The organism is Psychrobacter sp. CX90 (genome assembly GCF_057396305.2).
This window is the reverse complement of record NZ_CM182008.1, coordinates 116,960-137,164: the sequence shown is the minus strand read 5'-3', so window position 1 is coordinate 137,164 and position 20,205 is coordinate 116,960. Positions and strand designations below refer to the sequence as shown.

The following is a 20,205-nucleotide window of genomic DNA, read 5'->3' as shown; positions in this document are numbered from 1 at the left end:
TTCTCTCTGTATGAATTTCCTATACATTAAATAATTTTGGTTGCACTAATTAGTTCTTTTGACAATCTACCATACGGTTCAAAATGGTAGTCAGCCAAGTATTATTATCATGAATGAACTGTTTACCTAACTCAAGAATCTCTTCCGCTGTTTGAACCGATTCAGGATTAGTTAATAGCGCATTATTCAAATAGTCTTCACCTTGTTGAACCATATCAACCATACTCTCTGGTACAACTTCGAAATGACATTGCCAACCCATTATCCATGTATTTAGCTTTTTATGAGTTTCATTTTGATAAATAAATCCTTGGTTGCTCCAAAACTTTGACTGAGCAATAGGTGTCGCGCCTTTTGGCAAATCAAACCCATCACCATGCCAATGAAAGACATTAAACGCCTGTTTTGGCAAATCCTGTAATAAATAATGCTGCTTGCCCGCCTCAGTTAACTCAATAGGCATCCAACCTATTTCTTTGACACCAGAGGGAGCAACTTTGGCACCTAGACAATCGGCAATCAGCTGTGCGCCTAAGCAGATACCAATGACCGTTTTACCCGCCTCGATAGCCTGTTTGATAAATCTCTTTTCTTCACTTAACCAAGGAAACTCTGCCTCATCATGTATGCTCATCGGTCCACCCATAATAATAAGCCAATCAAAGCTATCCTGATCTGGTAGAGCGTCATTATCATAAAAACGGGTGGTCGTAATGCTGTGACTTCTATCATCTGCCCATTGCTTGATATAACTCAGATGTTCGAAATCGACATGATATAGGGCGTGTATTTTTAGCATTATTGGTTCCTTCATGAGACCTAGTATTAATGATGAAAGTTTAACACAGTCGCTTCACTGTCTCTCATTTCTTGCTTAAGCCACTTTTTGAATATCATCTTTCTATCGTCCTCAAAAAAAGGGGTAGCTGACAATAAATGATAGGATGAGCTATCCACAATGGGCGGCTGCACCTTGACTAATAATTCACTCGATAGCTCTTTTTCAACCATATAACTCGATACCACTGCGGTGCCAAGCCCTGCTAAAGCGCCCTCAATACATAAATAAAAATGGTCTAAAATGACGTGCTCATAGGTTAATAATTCCTCCGTTAACAACTTCGAATGCGCCAACTGATGCCACAGCTGTGGTCGTGACGATGATAATAGAAGTTTATTACTCGCTTTGATGTTCGGATTGCATACTGCCACCACATATTCATCCGCCATTTTTTCATAAATAACCTCTTCTCCCCAATTAAAATCATTGCGTCGTAGCGCTAGATTAACAGGGCTATTATGCAAGTCTATACTGCCCCCACCCGTTAATAATACTACTTCAAAACCGTTATCCAACGGATTAAAGCTCGCTAACCTAGGTATCAGCCATTTCATAGCTAATGTAGGCTCGCAAGATAAAACCAATTGTTTCGAGTTTGACGGCAATGCAGTCAAGTTCAATAAACAATGGTCTAATTGAGTAAATACTTGCTGGCAACAGGTAAACAGTTGCTCTCCCTTTTGAGTCAATATTAGGTTTTTTTTCACCCTGTTGAACAGTGCGAAACCGAGTTCATCTTCCAGATTTTTGATTTGCTTGCTGACAGCACTTTGAGTCACGAATAGCTTTTTGGCAGCCAGAGTAACACTGCCATGTGTCGCAACGTAATAAAAATACTTCAATCCATTTAAAGATAGTCTTTCAATCATGCCAAAAACTCATAGTAGATGATGTTAATAAGTCAATTTTAGTCTACCTAAAGGTATGTCAACATACTACTTAATTCGGAGTGTCATCAGTTCTTATCTACTTTAAGTTATGTTGAGGAATATCAATGTCAGAGTATTTTGCGGTCATCGCCATCACCATTCTGGCCGTGATTAGTCCAGGTGCAGATTTTGCAGTAGTCACTAAAAATAGCTATCTATATGGTCGCTTAATAGGTGTACTCACCTCTATAGGGATTGCACTAGGGGTCTTGGTTCATGTCACTTATACTTTAGTTGCGATTAACCTGATTATGAAAGTTGTGCCTAACTTTTTAGATATTATCAAATACATAGGGGCGTTTTATCTTATTTATCTAAGCTATAAAACGTTCACTCAGTCCCCTATCACAGAAAAAGCCAGTTCATTAGCTATAGACGGATGGCTCGCCTTTAGAAACGGATTTTTTACCAATGCACTAAATCCGAAAACGACTTTATTTGTGATTAGCACCTTTACTCAAATTGTAAGCATAAATACCCCCCAGTGGCTATTAATGAGCTATGGCGCATTTATGTCATTTGCTCATTTTATCTGGTTTTCTATAGTTGCTTTATTGTTTTCACAGCGCTCAATACGGGCAAAAATGTTGACCAAACAGGTGGCAATCAACCGTGTCATAGGTGTAATTTTAGGACTGCTAGGGATGATGTTATTGTTGTCTAATTTGGAATAAACTATGATTTAGAATAAACCATAGTTTTCAAGGTCGATATTATGATTTAACGTTTTTACTTAACAAGTTGAACACCCTCTCTTTACAAAGGTATAGGTAGAGTTAGAAAAGGGTTTAATAAGCTTAAAAAAACCTGATTGTAAAAGCTTATTGTAGAGTAAGGTTCCATACGCCCTAAACTCAATAATCTATAAGAACTTAATAATCTATAAGTGATAAAAAAAACCGCTTAGACAATTATCTAAGCGGTTTTATTAGCAAACCAATATGTTATATAAGCTTATTAACTATTAATATTAATAACTACTGGTTGCTTTCATAAACAGGCAGTTCTTTGCAAATAGCCTGTACTTTTTTACGGGTATCAGCGATAACTTGCTCATCCCCACGACTGTCTAATACATCACAAATCCAGCCTGCTAACTCGCTAGATTGCGCCTCATTAAAGCCACGAGTAGTAATAGCAGGTGTTCCGATTCGAATGCCTGAAGTGACGAATGGGGATTTAGGATCATTCGGTACGGCATTTTTATTGACCGTAATACCAGCATCGCCTAGCCATTTATCCGCTTCTTTACCCGTCATTTCCTGCTTCACTAAGCTGATAAGCATCAAGTGGTTTTCAGTACCACCAGAGATGATATCATAGCCACGCTCTTGGATGACTTTTGCCATTGCTTGTGCGTTTTTAACCACTTGCTGCTGGTACGTTTTAAAATCATCTTGTAAGGCTTCTTTGAAGCAAACCGCTTTTGCAGCAATGGCGTGCATTAACGGGCCACCTTGGTTGCCTGGGAATACAGCTGAGTTTAACTTTTTAGCCAGCTTGTCATCACGAGATAAAATTAAACCTGAACGAGGGCCACGCAAGGTTTTATGCGTTGTTGTTGTTACCACATCTGCAAAAGGTACTGGGCTTGGGTAAACGCCAGCGGCTACTAGACCTGCCACATGCGCCATATCCACAAAGAAGTAAGCGCCAACTTTGTCGGCGATATCGCGGAAACGTTGCCAATCAACAACTTGTGAATACGCTGAAAAACCTGCAATAATCATTTTTGGCTTGTGCTCTTGTGCCAAACGCTCTACTTCATCATAATCGATGAGACCCGTTTCTTCGATTAAGCCATATTGTACGGCATTATAGTTAATACCAGAGAAGTTCACATGAGCGCCATGTGTTAAGTGACCACCCGCATCAAGGCTCATACCTAATACAGTATCGCCCGCATCTAATAGCGCTAAAAATACCGCTGAGTTCGCTTGGCTACCAGCATGTGGCTGAACGTTGGCATATTCAGCACCGAATAGCTCTTTTGCACGATCAATGGCCAATTGCTCAACGATATCGACATATTCACAACCGCCGTAATAGCGTTTGCCTGGGTAGCCTTCGGCGTATTTATTAGTCAAATCTGAGCCTTGCGCTTCCATCACTGCTGGCGAGCAGTAGTTTTCTGAGGCGATAAGCTCGATATGGCTTTCTTGACGCTCGGTTTCTGACACCATGGCTTGATATAAATCTGGGTCATAATCTTTAATACTAATATCTTTAAACATATTGTTTTCCTATAAATAAGTCATCGCTGACATATAAAAAATACAAGCGCTGAACCAACCGACCGTCTATTCTCAATCTTAAAACCTATAAGTCCAGTCTAAGTAGGTACTTAGCCTCACTTAACGAGATATTTTAAGGGGGTGGCAACTTCGCACATTAGGCAATAAGTGTAACATGAAATTAGGCTGAAAATAGACAAAAACGCCGCCCGAATATGGCGTTTTTAAGGTTTCGCTGATTCTTAAAAATACCAAAATAAGCTATCTGCAACTTTATAGGCTTTTTAGCTAAAAAATTCTGGCAAAAAGGTTTCACTAATTAATATCTGTCTATGGTGCCACTGATAGACTGTACTTCGTCGCCAACCTTGTGGTGTCAACTGTATCACTCTTTGACTCGGCAAGGTCGCCTGTCGCTTGAACATCACATAGCCAATAGGCGTACCCTGCAAATATTTGAGCCGTCTCGCCTCCCCCGCTAAGCTTGTCAGCGGAAATACACTTTGCGCAGCCACCCACGGCATAGTAGCATTGCCATAGAGTAATACCTCACGCACCCATGCCAGCATAGGACGATTCAGTTGGTACCCTTTATAACCCAACTGTTTTTTTTGAGGCAACGTTAACGGGCGATAGCCTTCAAAGGTGCGCTCGACTTTTAAAGGTTGACCGGCTTTATCTTCTAATAACGCCGTCAATGAACCGTCGGAGGTTAGCCAAAGTAGGGTTTCTTCTGACAAGAGATTTTTGTTATCCCTAAGTTTAGACCCTGCGACCATTGTTTGATTGTCCTTTAAACTAAAAACAGTATTTCAAGTTTTATTAGATTGATTGAGTTGCATAATCGGATACGGCATGAAGGCTTAGGGAAAAGAGGGTAGGTAAAAAGTTTTATTAAAATTTAACTTAATGAATGGTAATTTTGGCTCAGCCTTTAAACTGAGGCATATTATCAATATTAAATGGCAATGATTCATGAGCTTGCCTGCGATATTGATACATATAGTCGCGATCTTGCTCACAGAACTTGACAATGGCGGGTTCAAATCGATCATCATAAATACGATGTAAAGAGTAGGTCTTGGTCGGCACAAAGCCTCGAATAAGCTTGTGCTCGCCTTGGGTACCGGGGTCAAAATTTTGCAAACCTTGCTCGATGGCAAACTCGATACCTTGATAGTAGCATAGCTCAAAGTGCAAACTGTCATACTCTTCAAGCGAGCCCCAATACCGTCCATATAAGGTTGCATTGGGCTGCGCCGGATCATCATAAAAGAATAAACTGCTGGCTATGATATTGCCAGTCTCGTCTATCCCTTGTGCCAGCATTAGATTGCCTGACATGGTTTGAGCTATTTGATCAAAGAAGTCTTGATTTAAGTATGGATAACGACCACGTACAGCGTAGGTCATGGCATAGCATTGATAGAAAATCTCCCAGTCACGCTCTGTGATTTCATTACCTTTTTTAATCTGGCAACGTAATTTTTGCTTGGCTATTTTCTTACGTTCGGCTCGAATATTTTTGCGCTTTTTAGCAGTCAAGGTAGACAAAAAGTCCTCAAAACTACCAAAGGGCTGAGGCTTACCATCGCAATCTAGCTGGGTTAAATTTTGATTGTGCCATAAAAACTGACAGCCTTGGCGTTCTAATAACTGATGCTTAAATAGTGTTCTGGGTAACGATTTATTTATTTCAACTTGCTCTGGCTCGATAAATAAACCATGCCAGCTTGAGGCGCCAGTTTGCTTGGCTACTTCGTCTATTGCGGCTATTGCAGTTTGCCAAATGTCGTTATCTAGCGTTGCGCCTTCAGCTAGCCAAAACCGCCCTCCACTCACTGGTGTATACGGCACACTGGTCACTAATCTGGGGTAATAATCGACACCATAACGGGCATAAGCCTCCGCCCATGCATGATCAAATACGTATTCACCTTGATGATGGCCTTTAATAAATAACGGCATTACTGCAACAGGCGCATTGATATCATCTTTATAGATAAGAACATACAAAGGTACCCAGCCTGACTCTGCACCAATGGCACCCGTATGAGTAAGGGCTTGCCAATATTTAAATGACATAAAGGGTGTATCTGGCACTTGCCATTGGGGGCGATTTTGCCAATCGGTATCTTGAGTCAGCGCATAGGAATAAGTCATAAGTCAGGTATTAATTATTAGGTAATAGTGAAAGAAGTATTGATTGAAACAGCGGCAAAAACATGAATAAAAACTGTAAAAACAAAGTTAAAACATTAACACTTAACCTAACAAATTTATAAAATTATCTCCGATAGATCGCCAAAGTATAATAAACAAAGTCTCTATCTTATATCTATAATGAAATAATGCCAGTTTTTATAGTCTAACCTAATAGATCTCTCTCTGGTGCCTTTCTAGTGCCTTTAAGGCTAATATTTGAATTATATACAGCCACTAGCAAGTATTAAAACATTCATTTTCGACTACTAATAACACACTAAACAATAAGCTAACCCTTATAGTACCTAATTGTATTATCCCTATCAGGTAACACTTCGGTAGGTATGATGTAAAAAAATAGCATAGTACGCTAGATGACTAGCTATAACTGTTACAGAGTTTATCTATCCAACCACATTAGGTAACATTTGTCTGGATTTTTAGTTAACATTTACGATAGGCTTATAACTATATAGCGCCATAGCGCCGGCAAGTCACTTTAAGTTAAGTTAGGTTAAATGATATAATTATGTATAGGGCAGATTCAACCAAGGCGATGCTCTAGTCAGTTTCATATTTTAATAAGAGACTTTTTAATAAGAAACTTTTTAATAAGACACTTTGTTTATTTTTGCTTCTTATTTATTCGATTTAACCGCACAGTCCATTTTTATATTGTATTATTAGATAATAATTAAGAACCTGTATCAACTATAACCTAAAGGGATAAAATAAAACCTATGTCAAAAATTATTTATACAAAAACCGACGAAGCCCCAGCCCTAGCCACCTTCTCATTCCTGCCTATTGTTAAAGCATTTACCAAAACAGCAGGCGTTTCGGTTGAAACAAGTGATATCTCTGTTGCAGCACGAGTATTGGCTGAATTCCCCGATTATTTAACTGAAGAACAACGGGTTCCTGACAATCTTGCTGAGCTGGGACGATTAACGCAGGATCCAGATACCAACATTATTAAATTACCAAACATTAGTGCATCTGTTCAGCAGCTTAAAGCCTGTATTAAAGAGCTACAAAGCAAAGGGTTCGCTGTGCCTGATTTTCCAGAAGATCCACAAACAGACGAAGAAAAAGAGATTCGTAAGCGTTATGGTAAGGCGTTAGGCAGTGCGGTCAATCCTGTTTTACGTGAGGGTAACTCAGACCGCCGTGCGCCTAAAGCAGTAAAAAACTTTGCTCGCAAACATCCTCACGCAATGGGCGAATGGAAACAATGGTCAAGCACCCACGTGTCTCATATGCATAGTGGCGACTTCTACCATGGCGAACAGTCGATGACCCTAGATAAAGCCCGTACCGTGCGGATGGAGCTGTTGGCTGATGATGGCACTAAGAAGATATTAAAACCAGAAATAGCGTTACAAGACAAAGAAGTCATCGACCTTATGTTCATGAGCAAAAAATCGCTATTAGATTTTTATGAGCGTGAAATGCAAGATTGTAAAGAAGCAGACATTCTGTTTTCACTGCATGTAAAAGCGACCATGATGAAAGTGTCGCACCCGATTGTATTTGGACATGCCGTTAAAATTTATTACAAAGACGCATTCGAGAAGCATGGTGATCTGTTCGATGAGTTAGGTATTAACGTTAATAACGGTATGGCAGACTTGTACGATAAAATATCAAACCTACCCACTTCAAAGCGTGAGGAAATTGAACGCGATCTACATGCCTGTCAAGAGCATCGCCCACGCCTAGCTATGGTTGACTCTGCAAAAGGCATCACTAACTTCCATTCGCCAAGTGACATTATTGTCGATGCCTCAATGCCCGCTATGATTCGTAATGGGGGTAAAATGTGGGGTGCCGATGGCAACTTATATGACTGTAAAGCCGTGATGCCGGAGTCTACATTTGCTCGTATTTATCAAGAGATGATTAATTTCTGCAAATGGCATGGTAATTTTGATCCAACAACCATGGGGACTGTACCTAACGTTGGCCTAATGGCACAAAAAGCTGAGGAATATGGCTCTCACGATAAGACCTTTGAGTCTAGTGATGCAGGCATGGCTCGTATTGTGGACATTAATACCGATGAGGTCTTACTTGAGCAACGGGTGGAAGAGGGTGATATTTGGCGTATGTGTCAAGTCAAAGATGCGCCTATTCAAGACTGGGTTAAACTTGCGGTGCGCCGTGCCCGTGAATCAAATACGCCAGCCGTATTCTGGTTAGACCCTTATAGACCCCATGAAAATGAATTAATTAAAAAAGTTGAAACCTACCTAAAAGACCATGATACCGAAGGTCTACAAATAAAAATTATGTCACAGGTTCGGGCGATGCGTTATACCTTAGAGCGCGTTGCTAGAGGTCTTGATACCATCTCGGTCACAGGGAATATCCTACGTGATTACCTAACCGACTTATTCCCAATTCTAGAATTAGGCACCAGTGCCAAAATGTTGTCCGTTGTACCCTTGATGAAAGGCGGTGGTTTGTTTGAGACTGGTGCAGGCGGTTCTGCGCCTAAGCACGTTCAACAGCTGCTTGAGGAAAACCATTTACGTTGGGATTCACTAGGCGAATTCTTGGCATTGACTGAATCTTTAGAGCATTTGTCTAAAAACGATAATAATGCCAAAGCGAAAGTACTGGCCGACTCTCTGGACAAAGCGACAGAAAAACTACTCTCAAATAACAAATCACCCTCACGTAAAACAGGTGAGCTTGATAACCGTGGTAGTCACTTCTATCTAGCAATGTACTGGGCGCAAGAGCTTGCCGCACAAGATCAAGACGCAGATTTAAAAGCACAATTTGCCCCGCTTGCCGATAAACTAATCAGTAATGAAGCAGCCATTATTAAAGAGCTAAATGACGTTCAAGGTAAGCCTGTAGATCTTAAGGGCTATTACCTCGCTGATGAAAAGTTAGCAGAAAGTGTCATGCGCCCGAGCAAATTGCTTAATGACACATTAGCCACACTGTAATTAAATTAGTTAAATCAGTAGCTAACTTATTCATTAATAGGTCTACTGTATTAAAAGGCTTTATTATTGGACAATAATCAGAACCTGTATTCATAAGCTAACGTTGAAGGATTTTTTGAATAAAATGAGTCAATACGAGACACCATCAAGTTAAAAGCGCAGGTTGAATAGTCATTCTATTTAATCCTAATTTTAACGAAGTAGTGGCTTATTATAGATAAAAATAGTCAACCATAGGTTGTGAATACAGGTTATAAGTTAAATTATGACCAACTTTTGAGTCTGAATGAAACAATAAACAACACCCCAAGAGTCAGTAGATTCTTGGGGTGTTGTTTATTGTCAAACTTAAACACTCAAACATATCAATGTATTAAATGCATTTTTATTAAATGCATTTTTTAGTTAAAAATGCTCTAAATAGTTTAATATAAATTAATATCAGTCATTATAGTAAACAAGAGACACCTCGTTCATTATACTATATTGACATCGTATCGAATGTGTAGTCGGTTAACGTGTCATAAGCGTTTCCAATACCCTCAAAAGCAAGTTAAATGATATAATTTAGCTAAATTTTAACTCAATAAACTTTTATACCAGTCTTAAGCGTCTCTACTAAAATACCTATGTGAGTTATTAAACGACTCTAATTTTAAATCTTTGCATTAATATCATATCGCTATTGACCTACCTTTCGAATTTTTAATTAACAACTTGCTAAAGGAATAGACAATCATAATGTCAAAAATTATTTATACAAAAACCGATGAAGCCCCCGCTCTTGCCACCCTATCTTTCTTGCCTATTGTTAAGGCGTTTGCTCAAACAGCAAATATTGAGATCGAAACCAGTGATATTTCACTGGCGGGACGAATTATTGCCTCTTTTGCTGATTATTTGACCGAAGAACAACGTATTCCTGACGCCCTAGCGCAATTGGGTAAGCTGGTTAATGAGCCTGAAGCAAATATTATTAAATTGCCTAATATCAGCGCGTCTATTCCACAATTAAAAGCGGCTATTAAAGAGTTACAGAGTAAAGGCTATGCTTTACCTGATTACCCTGACCATCCCGAGAGTGATGAGGACAAAGACGTTCGTAAACGATACGACAAAATTAAAGGCAGTGCAGTAAACCCCATACTGCGTGAGGGTAACTCTGATAGACGTGCACCAAAAGCAGTCAAAGCTTTTGCAAGAAGCCATCCGCATTCCATGGCCAAGTGGTCTCCTGACTCCAAAACTCATGTTGCCACCATGAGCTCAGGCGACTTTGCGGCTACTGAACAATCTATAACCATTGAAAAAGCGACTGAGTATCGAATTGAGTTTATTGGTAAAGATGGCAACGTTACCGAGCTTAAATCTCCAGCACCTCTGCTTGAAGGCGAGATTGTCGATGCCTCTATTTTGAGTAAAACGGCGCTAACAGCATTTTTGGAAGAACAAGTCGCCGATGCCAAAAAATCTGGCATACTGCTTTCATTGCATCTAAAAGCGACCATGATGAAAGTCTCTGATCCCATCATATTCGGGGAGGCGGTTAGAGTTTATTTTAAAGAGTTATTTGAAAAGTATGGCGATACCTTCAAAGTTCTGGATGTGAATGTCAATTATGGGTTTGCCAATCTACTTTCTAAACTTGAAGAGTTGCCCTTAGAGCAACGCGAAGAGATTGAAGGCGATATTAATTCAATATATAAAAGCAACCCCGCTTTGGCAATGGTTGATTCTGATAAAGGGATTACCAACCTCCATGTACCCAGTGATGTCATTGTTGATGCATCCATGCCAGCGATGATTCGCAGTGGCGGTCAAATGTGGGGTCCTGACGGTAAGCTACATGACACTAAAGCGGTCATCCCAGACAGTAGCTATGCCGGCCTTTATCAAGAAGTCATCGCATTTAGTAAAGAGCATGGTGCTTTTGATCCGACCACAATGGGTACGGTGCCCAACGTAGGTTTAATGGCACAAAAAGCGGAAGAATATGGTTCGCATGACAAGACATTCCAAATGACAACGGATGGTATGGTTCGCATGATAGATGCGGATGGTAAGGTATTAACTGAGCACAGCGTAGAGACAGGTGATATCTGGCGTATGTCTCAAGTCAAAGATGCCCCTATTCAAGACTGGGTCAAGCTAGCAGTGTCTCGTGCTAAAGCCAGTAACACACCCGCTATTTTTTGGCTTGATAAAAACCGCCCACACCATGCGCAGCTTATCAAGAAAGTCGAGCGTTATTTAAAAGACTATGACACCAGTGATTTAGATATTCGCATCATGTCGGTTAAGGACGCCACTCACTATACCCTTGAACGTCTAGTCAATGGGAAAGATACTATCTCTGTAACGGGTAACGTGTTGCGTGATTACCTCACTGACTTGTTCCCTATTCTAGAGCTGGGCACGAGCGCAAAAATGCTATCTATTGTTCCCCTGATGAAGGGTGGCGGCTTGTTTGAAACCGGTGCCGGTGGCTCAGCGCCTAAGCATGTCAAACAGTTACTCAAAGAGAATCACTTACGTTGGGATTCCTTAGGCGAGTTTTTAGCCTTAGCAGTATCGCTGGAGTACTTGGCGGAAAAGCATGACAATACTAAAGCACAAGTGTTATCTGATACGCTTGATAAAGCTACCGAAACACTTTTATTAAATAATAAATCTCCCTCTCGTAAAGTAGGCGAATTAGACACTCGTGGCAGTCACTTCTATCTGGCCATGTATTGGGCGCAGGAATTAGCCGAGCAAAACCAAGACAATGCGCTAAAAGCGCAATTTACACCGCTTGCTAAAACACTCTCAAATAATGCAGAGTCTATTATCAAGCAGTTAAATGATGTTCAGGGGAACCCAGTTGATATTGAGGGCTATTATTTGCCTAACGAATCGTTAGCAGAAAGTGTCATGCGCCCAAGCACCACGCTTAATGATGCTATTGCGTCGCTTTAGTATCACCGTAGATTACCAACCACGCTACACACAATATAAAACCCTCCTATTCAAAGAAAAACTTTTTTCATGTTAAATATTTAAAAAGTTAGCTCCCTCCCTTTTTAAAGGGAGGGTTGGGGAGGGATTTTATGAGCTTAACCGAAATAATGAGTTTTGACTTAAATATGTCATGTTAGTAGATACCACCTTGCCAAACCATGACAAGAGCACCCTGAAGCTATACGTTTCGGGGTGCTTTTTTATACTTAGGGGCTGTATAGAATTGATTAATTAGGACTGCTGATAGCTAAAGGTGTTCTAGACTAGGCGTAAACCGAAGATAATGTCCAGACCTTAGCGAGGTTTGCAACACCGTCTAGGGCAATTTTAGCATCAGCCCTGAGAACGGATTAAGCAAAGCATTGCTTTGCCTGTTCGCAAGGCAAGAGCTATGCTCGAGTGAGGGCGGGACTATTTTTTGCCAATATATTGCGAAATTGTCTAACTTAGAATGACTAAGCGTCGAAAATTTCACTGCATATTGTCTAAAAAATAGTCTCCGCCAGTTCCATGAATCAATTCTATACAGCCCCTAATGTTTAGGTCATGGTAAACTTGATCTATTCTTTCAACTATTCGAAATATATATGTCATCCGTCATCCTCTTTAACAAACCCTACGGCGTACAAAGCCAGTTTAGTGACGATGCTAATAATAAATTTGCCCCGTTATCACAGTTCTTTACCGATAAGTCGCTACGTGTGGCAGGTCGATTAGATGCCACCAGTGAAGGACTGCTTATCTTGACCTCGGACGGTCAGGTCAATAAAGCCATTACCCATCCCCCCAAAGCCAATCAGGGTCGCAAACAAGGTAAAACGTATCTGGTGCAAGTCGAAGGCATCCCAACTCAAGAACAACTGAATCAATTACGAGACGGTGTGGTGTTAAAAGATGGCAAAACGCTTCCAGCTGAGGTTAAGCATGTCAGTGAAGACGAATTACCCATGCCATTATGGCAACGTGACCCGCCCATACGCGAACGTAAAAGTGTGCCCGACTCATGGCTGATGATGACCATTTATGAGGGTAAAAACCGTCAAGTTAGACGGATGACCGCGCATGTCGGCCTACCCTGCTTGCGACTTATCCGCTGGTCAGTGGCTGGATTTGAATTGGGTAATTTAGGGGTTGGCGAGTTTGTGCGGGTGCATTTAAGCCATAAGCGTTTAAAAGAGTTGGGATTAAGGTAACATTTATTAAGGCGTTTATTTAAGCGTATGCAAATTTTAATAAAAGGAGTTATCAGTCAGACGTTCTTACCGGTTTATTTATACCGAGACGCTGACTTTCACGGTGTATTCACAACCGAGAAGCTTTTTTTAGTTGCATCACGATAAACCAGTATATAAAATGTTATGTTATAACATTTTATATACTGGAAAATATTTATGGACGTACTTGTTGTTGATAGCTCCAAAAGTCTATATCACTTATTAATTGACGATATAAAAGCGCTAAAACCTATTGCCAAACAAAGCTTACAACGTTTATACGAGCAGTTTTCTCAAGGGTTATCTCCGAATACACAAGACTATCAACTCATCATGCAAGATAGTACTCACGCATCATTATGCATTGACAGTCATGCTGGCAGGATAACGTCCTGTTTCGGATGCCAAAATTCTCATTATATTGATGATAAAAACAATAATGCCACTGAACACGTTATTGAATGGTCATCCGCTAATGTTTTCGCTTGGTGTATTTGGGATGCTTTTTTTATTACCAAGCTCGTAGGAAAATCCGCCACCATTCATACCGTCGACCCTATTAGCAATACTAAAATTGAGATTGAATTTGATGGCACAGCGTTTAACTGTAATGACTGCTGGTTTAGTTTTCCGCTGGGCGACACACAAATGAATGAGTCAATACGGGCTTGCTTTTGCTGTCGAACAAAAGCATTTACCAACCCTCAAAATGCACAAATATATGCCAACCAATATAACTGTGAAGTCGTTGATATGGCTGAAATGTTGGCTCGTACTCAAAAGATAGTGATGGCATTAGCATAGACGTTAAATCCTCTCTGCAGTCACTTGACCACCACTCAAGCACCTTTTCGGCTTAGTATGTCGTCTATTTCAAAGAATATGATTTGTGGAATTAACTCGTTAAGATCGGTAGGATTAGCCACACTTTTTATCTACCTAATGTTAGGAATCATAGGATGGTTATTAGCAATGAGAAAAGGATATCTTGTTTGTTGTATTAAACCTTTTACTCATTGCTTCATTTCCTACTCAGATGTCTATTGGATATTTGGGTCTATGAATTGGCCTAGTTTTGCTTAGCCAAGTAACCAACTAACATAGACGACCGTCTACTCGAGACGGCTGCCTACTTTTCACCCTCTTTATGCGTATCTTCCCACAACACCTCGACAGGGTTACGACGACGCTCATAATGGGTCACAAATACCACAGACGCAATGATTAATGCAGAGCCTACCCAAAGCATACCGGGTGGTACCCAGCCAAACACAATAAACCCTGCCAGCACATTCAATGGCAACTTAATATGATCAAAGGGCTGCACAAAAGACGCATCCGCCACCGAGTATGCTTTAGCGATTGCCCACTGTGCGAAAGCGGTTAATGCGCCTGCCAATATTAACAAACCCCAAATATGCCAATCACTTGGTAATAATAGCTGCGGTATGCCAAACAACAGGTTAAACGGCAGCATTAATACCAGTAAATAAAATACAAGGGTACTTGGCGTATCGTGGCTGACAGTAAACTTGGTCATCAGTGAGGCACAGGCCCAAAAAAATGCCGCCGCCAATGGTAGCAAGCTGGCTAACATAAACGCATCTGACCACGGCTGCAATACCAACATTGCCCCGACAAAACCCACCAATGTTGCCACCCAGCGCACCATACTGACCGACTCACGCAAGATAAGCCCCGACCCCACGGTGGCAAATAAAGGAGATACCATCAGTAGCGCAATCCCTTGCCAAATCGGTACCGGATACGCCAGCGCCCATGTCCACAATTGAATGCCAATCACTGAAAAGCCCACTCGAATAACATGCAACACTCTAAAGTCGGACTTGACCGCCGCTCGAATAGTACCTGTCCGCATTAATGGCAAAAACAACAGAAGCGCAATGCCATATTGAAATAACACTGCCGCAGCTGAGCCTAGACCGAAGTTGATACCTAAGTATTGAATGGTGGTATTTATAATAGCAAACAGGAAGCCTGCTATGACCATCCAAAACGCGCCTTGTAGAGGCTGATGATATGACATAGTGCGCTTTTTACCAAAGTATGAGGTTGAATTTAAAATATCAAATGATACCTAAATTCTAAAAGAAAATCTTTATAATGCAGTATATTTTTTAAGCTTAAGTGTTAAATCCCATAAATGATGACTTATTTATTAGGTAGCCAATCAGTGAAACCAAACAAAACCAACCACAAGAAATTAAAAGAAATCACTGAAAGCTTATTGACTCAAACTCTACTTGCCGGTACAAAAGTGTATAACGTCACAAAAGGTAGCCCTTACCAACCCCGCTTTGCTAAATACAGATAAAGTCGAGACTTAAACATCATGCAACATATAACCGCTTTGATATTTGATGACTTCGAAACCTTAGACCTCTTCGGCCCTGTTGAGATGTTTGGCAGACTCAATGACCGTTATACTGTTCAGTTTTGTTCCCTAAACGGCGGGTTAGTTCATAATGCCCACGGTGTATCCGTGCCGACTCACTCTGTTACCAGTTTACCGAACCCTACCGATATTTTACTGATCGTTGGTGGACTAGGTACTCGAAAGCAGATTAATCATACTCGATTTTTAGAAAACTTACGTCAACTTGCTGATACCGCTGAGTGGGTATTGTCTGTTTGTACGGGTAGTGCTTTGTTGGCGAAAGCAGGCTTACTCGATGGCAAGCAAGCGACATCCAACAAAATAGCTTGGGAATGGGCAACATCACAATCTAATAGCGTTAACTGGATTAAACACGCCCGCTGGGTGGTCGATGGTAAATACTACACCTCTGCTGGCGTGAGTGCAGGCATGGATATGGCGTTGGGTTTTATTGCGGATAGGTATGGTATTGAGCTTGCACAGCAAGTGGCTAAAGAAACAGAATATCGCTGGGCGTCTGATAGTCGGTTTGATGAGTTTGGGTTTTCATTATGATATAAGAAGCTATAGTCACAATGTATGATTTTTACCCAAAATAAACTATTACTTCTTTAAAATCAGCAGACTGACTGTATTTATGTTTGTAAAATAATCTTGCGAGTTGCGCTATTATTAATCCATACCATGCTTATTATCGAAGTAAAACTTTTTTAAAATACAAGTCCTACCCTTATTTATCTTTATAATTATCATACTCCCAGTGAAAATAGTTCGAGAGAGCTGCAGACTGCTCATATAAACCCAGCCGCTTAAAATTATTAACAACCAATTCGTTAATAAAATTTAATAAAATATACTTATCAAAATATTTCATTGAAAACTCGCCCTTTTGACGAAAATACACCTCATAATTATTAATAATGGGTTTATCAGTACCACTATCATAATAACTATCTACGTGAAAATAATAATTACTACCTGCTTCTTCATTACCTATCGTCAAATATACTGTTAAGTCGAAAGAATCACTATTTAGCTCAAACTCATCGAAATCTTTAGCAGGTTCAGTGACATCTTTATGATCGTCAAAGGCTATATGTTGAACTGATAGCATATTTTAATCCGTCATACTCTTTTATAAATATCTCAAATTAGCAATTTGGATAAAACTCCAAATACTTAATAACTTGAAACTCAATTAAGTCCAAAACCATCACTGTTTTTAAAAAAACAACTTTTCAAAACGAAGGTACGTAGTAAGCGATTGATTCTAGTGTAGCTTAGCTCCTAGCTAGAAAATTGCGCTCTCTTCCTTTTGTAAAGGAAGGGCTGTGGATGAATTAAACCCTTTGAATCCAAAATAAATTATCAAATTTAAAGACCACCGTTGCCCTAATGAGGTCGTTTAGCCCAGATTGAAGCGGATATACTTGGTGCAGTACTGCGGTGCGTGCGCTTGATAAGTGGCGTTATCGTGAAGCAGGAACGACACGTATCATTAGCGCACGCCGCAGTACCAACCAAGATAGTAGCGTAAAGCTGGATTAGCTCCTAAACCATTACAAAAAACGACGTCATAAAATGACTTCAGCAAAGACGCCAAAGAATTATTTCACAAAACTACTTTACAAAGCTAGGCGTCAACCATTGCTCATACCCTGAGTCGTTTAAACTCAAACTCACTTTTTCTAAACTAGGATTGGCGGTAATGCCCGATTGAGTTTTATTGGCCACAGTAAAGGTCATTAGCTCATCACGGCGGAACGCATGACACTCAATAGCTTCAAGATTCGATTCTGCAACGCTTTGTAGTTGTTTTTTGGTCGCTTTAACGCCGTCAATCGCAACTATGATGTCTTTCGCTGATAACCCTGCCTCACTGGCCACGCTATCACGCAATACTTTGTTGACGTTTAACCCCTCTGAGGTTTCGCTAACCGCAATGCCCCACGCTAAGGTGTTGTCTTTATCGTCAACGCTAAGAATAACGCCATTGGCCTCAAGTAGCTGCTTGATTGGTAACTCTTCTACGCCGTCAACATAACGGGCTTTGAAGTCTTGCCATATTTGTTTGTCGATAAACTGACCAATGACCGCTTCAAGATTATCATTGTCCATACCGATGCGTTTGTTATTTTCAGCTTTAGCTTTGGCATAGAAGGCTTTGACCACATCAAAAATACGGTATTTGCCATCGCTATGCTGCCTCAACGTGAGGTCTAAACATAAGGCAACTAGCGCCCCTTTGTTGTAATAGCTAATGCCTGCGTTACCCGTATTTTCATCGGCTCGGTATAGCTTAATCCACGCATCAAAGCTGGACTCTGCGACGCTTTGCAAATGACGTCCATGAGTTTGGGTGTAGCGGTTAATCTGTGTGCCCAACAATTTAAGATAGCTGTCTTTGTTGACCACGCCTGAGGCTTGTAGCATAAAGTCGTCAATGTATGACGTAAAGCCTTCAAATACCCATAGTAGTGGTGTGTATGCCTCACGGCGTAAGTCAACGTCAAGCATCACATCAGGACGAACGGTTTTCACCCACCATGAGTGGAAATATTCATGACTACATAAGCCTAAAAAGCGTTGGTAGGCCTCGCTAGGTTCATCGGCTTCTTGTTGCGTTGGCAAGTCGCTACGTGGGGTGACAAGGCTGGTTGAGTTAATATGTTCTAGCCCGCCATAGTCGTTGCCACTGGCATAGGTCATAAAGGTGTAGTCTTTAAAAGGGGCATCACCTAACCAATTTAGATAGGTTTGGCAGATGTGGTTCACATCTTGTTGCAGTCTGCCCATATTGGCTGTGTGCTTGCCTGCAATATAAAAACGATGGGCAATGGTGTTGTGACTGTCATCATGTATGATGAAATCAAACTCGTCTTGTGGGGCAATCTCAAACGGATAATCGATTAATTCGGCATAATTATCGGCTTCAAGATGATAATAATACTGGGCATCGTTATGGATATGAGTATGTTTTAGTCCACAAGCGATTTTGACTTGTTTTTGATTGTCACTATCATGTTGTAAGTCATAGAAAGCTTGAGGAACACTTAATGTAACGTTAACTTGCAAATCCTCTAGCCCTTCTACCGCTAGCGCAAGTGAGGTAAAGTTGCCATACAAGCGCTGTTGATCGACATAGGCTGTGCGTACTGATAAATCATAACAGTACACTTCGTAAGTGACCTCTACGGTCTCTCCAAACTTCAGATCCGTTAACTGCCATTCGTTTTTGCTTAGCTTGTTCGCGCGTAAGAGATTGCCAAGCTGACCTTTATCGTCTTTGTGAGTTTGGAAATGAACCGCGGTGATGTTGCGTGCAAACTCGCGCATTAAGTAACTACCCGGTATCCAAGCAGGCAACCATAATGTTGGTGCGTCTTGATGAGCGACAAACGTTAAGGTAACATCGACCAGATGTTGGGTAAATCGGCTAAAGTCGAAACGATAGCTTATCGGTTGGGTGTGAGCTAATGTTTTATTAGAAGTTATCATAAGGTTTGATTCATATAAATGTTATGTTTATTTGTTAAGTTAAAAAGGCTTAAATAGCTTAGGGCTGTATTTATAGTAAGTCCACACTCGGTAAAGTGCAACTTATCTAATACGGCTAAATGTCCTTCTTATTCAATGTTAACTAATCAATGACTTATTCATTCTCTTAAAAACTCAATATTTTTTAAATTTTATTGAATATTAGACTTGAAACCGTTAACCTGCATCACAATCTACTAAACAAGGCAATAAAAAAGGTATGGCAGTGCGTGTGTGAACCCTTACTTATTGTGTTTTTTTAATGATTTACCGAACTCTTATAATTTAGGATTTTTTATGACAACAATTGCAAAAGATACGGCAGTACGTTTTAACTACACGCTTAAAGACGACCAAGGCAATGTTATCGACCAGTCGCAAGGCGAGCCTCTAGCCTACCTTCATGGCCATGGCAATATCATTCCCGGTCTTGAAAAAGAGCTTGAAGGGAAGTCTGCTGGCGAATCATTAACTGCCGTTATAGCGCCTGCTGATGCTTATGGCGAATACCAAGAACAAGCGGTACAAAAAGTGCCACGTTCAAACTTCCAAGGTGTTGACGATATCCAACCTGGCATGCAGTTCCAATCAGAAGCTGAAGGTCAAGTGATGCTAGTAACCGTTACTGATGTCAATGACGAAACGGTAACGGTTGATGCAAACCATCCATTAGCTGGCAAAACCCTTAGCTTTGACGTAGAAATCGTTGAAGTGCGTGCAGCCACTGAAGACGAATTAAACCATGGTCATGTACATGGTGCTGGTGGCGTTCAACACTAATTTCCATACCAATCCTCAGCCCACTGCCAGTAAAAGCTGAAGCATTGATATGAAGATATAAGCATGAAACCCTATATGATATATGTGAAATAAAGATGAGCCCGTCC

The 20,205-nt window shown here is 40.6% G+C and carries 16 protein-coding genes; 8 read left to right on the top strand and 8 right to left on the bottom strand.

Annotated elements, in window-relative coordinates; all coding sequences use genetic code 11:
• Positions 1 to 49: 49 nt before the first annotated feature.
• Positions 50 to 799, bottom strand: a complete 750-nt coding sequence (locus AC2SLN_RS00575) for a type 1 glutamine amidotransferase (protein ID WP_486550280.1) — start codon at positions 797 to 799, stop codon at positions 50 to 52.
• Between the two features lie 26 nt (positions 800 to 825).
• Positions 826 to 1,710 carry a LysR family transcriptional regulator gene (locus tag AC2SLN_RS00570; protein ID WP_486550282.1) on the bottom strand — a complete coding sequence of 295 codons (885 nt, stop codon included), beginning with the start codon at positions 1,708 to 1,710 and terminating at the stop codon, positions 826 to 828.
• A gap of 125 nt (positions 1,711 to 1,835) precedes the next feature.
• Here AC2SLN_RS00570 and AC2SLN_RS00565 point away from each other — a divergent pair, with 125 nt between their 5' ends.
• Positions 1,836 to 2,444: a LysE family translocator gene (locus tag AC2SLN_RS00565; RefSeq protein WP_486550283.1), complete on the top strand. Its 609-nt coding sequence runs from the start codon at positions 1,836 to 1,838 to the stop codon at positions 2,442 to 2,444.
• Between the two features lie 303 nt (positions 2,445 to 2,747).
• Here the strand turns inward: AC2SLN_RS00565 and glyA are convergent, their stop codons facing one another.
• The 3 genes from glyA to AC2SLN_RS00550 all read right to left on the bottom strand — a co-directional run bounded on the left by glyA (position 2,748) and on the right by AC2SLN_RS00550 (position 6,167).
• Positions 2,748 to 4,004 carry a serine hydroxymethyltransferase gene (glyA, locus tag AC2SLN_RS00560; RefSeq protein ID WP_486550285.1) on the bottom strand — a complete coding sequence of 419 codons (1,257 nt, stop codon included), beginning with the start codon at positions 4,002 to 4,004 and terminating at the stop codon, positions 2,748 to 2,750.
• Between the two features lie 284 nt (positions 4,005 to 4,288).
• Complete coding sequence (locus tag AC2SLN_RS00555; protein WP_486550286.1) at positions 4,289 to 4,744, bottom strand: chorismate--pyruvate lyase family protein; 456 nt, start codon at positions 4,742 to 4,744, stop codon at positions 4,289 to 4,291.
• 187 nt (positions 4,745 to 4,931) lie between these two features.
• Positions 4,932 to 6,167, bottom strand: coding sequence for a GNAT family N-acetyltransferase (locus tag AC2SLN_RS00550; RefSeq protein WP_486550288.1), 1,236 nt, complete (start codon positions 6,165 to 6,167; stop codon positions 4,932 to 4,934).
• Between the two features lie 782 nt (positions 6,168 to 6,949).
• Between AC2SLN_RS00550 and AC2SLN_RS00545 the strand changes: the two genes are divergently transcribed.
• From AC2SLN_RS00545 to merB, 4 genes are all read left to right on the top strand, one after another.
• Entirely contained in the window at positions 6,950 to 9,169 is a 2,220-nt protein-coding gene (locus AC2SLN_RS00545; protein WP_486550290.1) for an NADP-dependent isocitrate dehydrogenase, read from the top strand.
• A gap of 741 nt (positions 9,170 to 9,910) precedes the next feature.
• Complete coding sequence (locus AC2SLN_RS00540; protein ID WP_486550292.1) at positions 9,911 to 12,127, top strand: NADP-dependent isocitrate dehydrogenase; 2,217 nt, start codon at positions 9,911 to 9,913, stop codon at positions 12,125 to 12,127.
• Between the two features lie 629 nt (positions 12,128 to 12,756).
• A complete protein-coding gene (locus AC2SLN_RS00535) occupies positions 12,757 to 13,362 on the top strand; it encodes a pseudouridine synthase (RefSeq protein ID WP_486550294.1) in 606 nt (201 codons plus the stop codon).
• Positions 13,363 to 13,560: 198 nt separating this feature from the next.
• Positions 13,561 to 14,187 carry an organomercurial lyase gene (merB, locus tag AC2SLN_RS00530; RefSeq protein WP_486550295.1) on the top strand — a complete coding sequence of 209 codons (627 nt, stop codon included), beginning with the start codon at positions 13,561 to 13,563 and terminating at the stop codon, positions 14,185 to 14,187.
• 325 nt (positions 14,188 to 14,512) lie between these two features.
• On the opposite strand, the gene AC2SLN_RS00525 is transcribed toward merB, so the two are convergent.
• Positions 14,513 to 15,430, bottom strand: coding sequence for a DMT family transporter (locus AC2SLN_RS00525; RefSeq protein ID WP_486550297.1), 918 nt, complete (start codon positions 15,428 to 15,430; stop codon positions 14,513 to 14,515).
• A gap of 147 nt (positions 15,431 to 15,577) precedes the next feature.
• On the opposite strand from AC2SLN_RS00525, the gene AC2SLN_RS00520 reads away from it, so the two are divergent.
• Positions 15,578 to 15,718 carry a hypothetical protein gene (locus tag AC2SLN_RS00520; protein ID WP_495057347.1) on the top strand — a complete coding sequence of 47 codons (141 nt, stop codon included), beginning with the start codon at positions 15,578 to 15,580 and terminating at the stop codon, positions 15,716 to 15,718.
• An 18-nt stretch (positions 15,719 to 15,736) separates the two neighbouring features.
• Complete coding sequence (locus AC2SLN_RS00515) at positions 15,737 to 16,336, top strand: DJ-1/PfpI family protein (RefSeq protein WP_486550301.1); 600 nt, start codon at positions 15,737 to 15,739, stop codon at positions 16,334 to 16,336.
• 175 nt (positions 16,337 to 16,511) lie between these two features.
• Here the strand turns inward: AC2SLN_RS00515 and AC2SLN_RS00510 are convergent, their stop codons facing one another.
• Together AC2SLN_RS00510 and AC2SLN_RS00505 are read right to left on the bottom strand one after the other, a co-directional pair.
• On the bottom strand, positions 16,512 to 16,895 hold the full coding sequence (locus AC2SLN_RS00510) for a hypothetical protein (RefSeq protein WP_486550303.1): 384 nt from the start codon (positions 16,893 to 16,895) through the stop codon (positions 16,512 to 16,514).
• Between the two features lie 506 nt (positions 16,896 to 17,401).
• A complete protein-coding gene (locus AC2SLN_RS00505) occupies positions 17,402 to 19,279 on the bottom strand; it encodes a M61 family metallopeptidase (RefSeq protein ID WP_486550304.1) in 1,878 nt (625 codons plus the stop codon).
• A 336-nt stretch (positions 19,280 to 19,615) separates the two neighbouring features.
• Here AC2SLN_RS00505 and AC2SLN_RS00500 point away from each other — a divergent pair, with 336 nt between their 5' ends.
• Complete coding sequence (locus tag AC2SLN_RS00500) at positions 19,616 to 20,098, top strand: FKBP-type peptidyl-prolyl cis-trans isomerase (RefSeq protein ID WP_486550306.1); 483 nt, start codon at positions 19,616 to 19,618, stop codon at positions 20,096 to 20,098.
• Positions 20,099 to 20,205: the final 107 nt, after the last annotated feature.

Coding starts and splice junctions, on each gene's coding strand:
- AC2SLN_RS00575 (WP_486550280.1), bottom strand. CDS start 799: ATGCTAAAAATACACGCCCTATATCATGTCGATTTCGAACATCTGAGT.
- AC2SLN_RS00570 (WP_486550282.1), bottom strand. CDS start 1,710: ATGATTGAAAGACTATCTTTAAATGGATTGAAGTATTTTTATTACGTT.
- AC2SLN_RS00565 (WP_486550283.1), top strand. CDS start 1,836: ATGTCAGAGTATTTTGCGGTCATCGCCATCACCATTCTGGCCGTGATT.
- glyA (WP_486550285.1), bottom strand. CDS start 4,004: ATGTTTAAAGATATTAGTATTAAAGATTATGACCCAGATTTATATCAA.
- AC2SLN_RS00550 (WP_486550288.1), bottom strand. CDS start 6,167: ATGACTTATTCCTATGCGCTGACTCAAGATACCGATTGGCAAAATCGC.
- AC2SLN_RS00545 (WP_486550290.1), top strand. CDS start 6,950: ATGTCAAAAATTATTTATACAAAAACCGACGAAGCCCCAGCCCTAGCC.
- AC2SLN_RS00540 (WP_486550292.1), top strand. CDS start 9,911: ATGTCAAAAATTATTTATACAAAAACCGATGAAGCCCCCGCTCTTGCC.
- AC2SLN_RS00535 (WP_486550294.1), top strand. CDS start 12,757: ATGTCATCCGTCATCCTCTTTAACAAACCCTACGGCGTACAAAGCCAG.
- merB (WP_486550295.1), top strand. CDS start 13,561: ATGGACGTACTTGTTGTTGATAGCTCCAAAAGTCTATATCACTTATTA.
- AC2SLN_RS00525 (WP_486550297.1), bottom strand. CDS start 15,430: ATGTCATATCATCAGCCTCTACAAGGCGCGTTTTGGATGGTCATAGCA.
- AC2SLN_RS00515 (WP_486550301.1), top strand. CDS start 15,737: ATGCAACATATAACCGCTTTGATATTTGATGACTTCGAAACCTTAGAC.
- AC2SLN_RS00510 (WP_486550303.1), bottom strand. CDS start 16,895: ATGCTATCAGTTCAACATATAGCCTTTGACGATCATAAAGATGTCACT.
- AC2SLN_RS00505 (WP_486550304.1), bottom strand. CDS start 19,279: ATGATAACTTCTAATAAAACATTAGCTCACACCCAACCGATAAGCTAT.
- AC2SLN_RS00500 (WP_486550306.1), top strand. CDS start 19,616: ATGACAACAATTGCAAAAGATACGGCAGTACGTTTTAACTACACGCTT.